2 protein-coding genes are annotated in these 2,446 nt (G+C 34.3%); both read right to left on the bottom strand.

Annotated features, from left to right (window positions below):
* The coding region (locus tag Q360_RS0116540; protein ID WP_027078063.1) for a Crp/Fnr family transcriptional regulator at positions 1–446 on the bottom strand (446 nt) is incomplete at its 3' end.
* A gap of 14 nt (positions 447–460) precedes the next feature.
* Positions 461–2,446, bottom strand: a 1,986-nt coding sequence (locus tag Q360_RS0116545) for a TonB-dependent receptor plug domain-containing protein (protein ID WP_027078064.1), incomplete at its 5' end; no start/stop codon positions are given.

Genomic DNA, 2,446 nt, shown 5'->3' on the forward strand with positions numbered 1-2,446 from the left:
TCTTTTGGGGTATTCAAAATAAAAGAAGCATTAATATCGCATACTTTTATGTATAAACTTTCAGCTAGCAACTTTCCGAAGTGCACAAAATTTGGAATGGCTTTGTACATAACATCAACATCCTTTTTTTCAAAAACAATAACCGTACTATCTTCAGTAGCCTGTAAATAAATCAAAGACTTTTTCTCGGTTAAAAAACTTGCATAATCTGTACAAAACCCACCTTCCAATAAAAATTGTTTGGTGTATTCTTGACCATCAACCGAATAAAAAACTCTAAACGCTCCTTTATTTATAAAGGCAACAAAATCACATACCTTTCCCTGTATTAAAATAAATTCATTTTTCGAAAAATGTTGTACTGTGGTCAACTCTTCAATAAGAAGAATATCTTTTTCCTCTAAATCTATAAATTGTTTGAAAAATAAAATAACCTGTTCACGCATTAGTTTTAAAGTTTTTAAAATTGAAAACGATAACCAAAATCAGGGAAAAAGCCAATTTGATTTATTTGTTCAACGCTACTAGTACCTCTATTATATCTTCTAACAAAAACATTATCTCTATCGGTAAGGTTTTGGAAGTCTACGTAAAATTTATGAGATCTTTTTTTCTTATTACTATTAAACGTTACTCCAAATTTTAAATCTAGTCTCATGTAATCTTCATATTGCTCACTAAACGCTAAATCATCTTGTAAAATTTCGTACCCTGCATTTTGCGAAGCCACTAAATCAACAGGAGTAAAACGATTTCCTCCTGAGGACACAAAACGAGCATCGATAGAAAATATATTTTTCTTCTTCTCTCCAAATTTATACTCTTTTCCAACTAAAAAATTAACGATGTAACCATTGTCAAAAGGTGTACTTCGTTGTATGCCATCACTACCTTTATAGGTGCTCTCAAAAAAAGAACTTGTTACCAAGGCATGATATCCTTTGCTAAATGATTTTTCTAAGGTGAGTTCCAATCCTATGTTTTCTCCAGTTCCTGAACTAACTAAATCAGTATTATCCGATGAAAACGTAAAATCTGCACCTTCGGTCAACGAAGAATAACTAGATGGGGACCCGTCTATGGCAGCATTATCTATTTTTTGATAATAGGTTTCTATTTTTGCTCTCCAGCTAGGTGCAATTTTAACATCATAGCCTAAAACATAGTGCTGACTTCTCACAAAATCTAAATTTTCATTAGGGTTTGTAATAACTCCATTTACTTCTTCATTTAGAAATAATAATGGTGTGGCTATATTTTGATGATGAAGACCGTACCCGATATTTAGTGTATGTTTAGGGTGTATTCTATAAGACATAGATGCTCTTGGTTCTACAACAAACTGTTCATTAAGATCACTATACATGGCATGTATTCCTGTATTTAGGGTCAATTTCTCAGTCAATCTGTATTTAGTTTGAATGTAGGGTTGAAATACATTATAACTACCGTTAATACTTCTGATGGTTACTAAATCAGGGTCTCCATCACCGTTTACATCTTCTTGTTCATCTCTCTGTTTTCTATCTAAATCTGCTGAGAAATTCTCTAATAATAATCCTGTTCTAAGAGAGAATTTATTGTTGATTTTAGTATTGAATAATGTTGAAAATGTTACTCTAGTTTCTTCATTGTTATTTTCTGCAAATCTTATAATCCTTTCGGTATCGGTATCCAAATCAATAATACGGTCTTCTTCAAAATCGCTGCTATTGGATGCGCCTGCAATGACTGTTTTTAAATACGATTTTTCGCCAATGCTCAGTAAATGCTTAGCTCCTAAAACAGCAACGGTAGAGGACACATAAGAGTTTTCATCTTCTGCTGAGAAAAGGTCCTCTTCATCAAAATCCTCACCAATTAAATCGATGCTTGATGTACCCATGATTCCAAATAGAGAGAACGTACCAAGTTTACTTTTTCCTAAATTAAGATTAAATGAAATATCAGCATAATTAGGCGTATCGCTGGTACCTGCCCCTCCTATGAGTCCGATAAGCGAGTATCTTGCAGCCACCAAAAACGAACCGTTATTTTTTCTATTCAATGGCCCTTCTGCCGTCCCTTCTAAACCAGTGAATGCTCCCATCTGAAAAGAATACTCATACGCATCTTTATTTCCATTTCTAAAACCCAAATCAAAAACACCTCCAATTGCATTACCATATTCGGCAGGGAATGCAGAGGTTATAAAGTCTGAATTTTTAAGAAGATTGGGATTTAATGCAGATACTGGGCTTCCAGTAGTCCCTAAGGCCGAAAAATGGTTAGGACTTGGAATAGGAATACCTTCTACGCGCCATAACAGTCCTGTTGGAGAATTACCCCGAACTACGATATCATTACGGCTATCGTCTGGTGAAGCTACACCTGCAAAATTACTTACCAATCGTGCAACATCATTTCTTCCACCGGCATATCTTCCAACTTCTTTTACACCAAATTG

It is taken from the genome of Maribacter antarcticus DSM 21422, assembly GCF_000621125.1.
GTDB classification, from domain to species: Bacteria; Bacteroidota; Bacteroidia; order Flavobacteriales; family Flavobacteriaceae; genus Maribacter; species Maribacter antarcticus.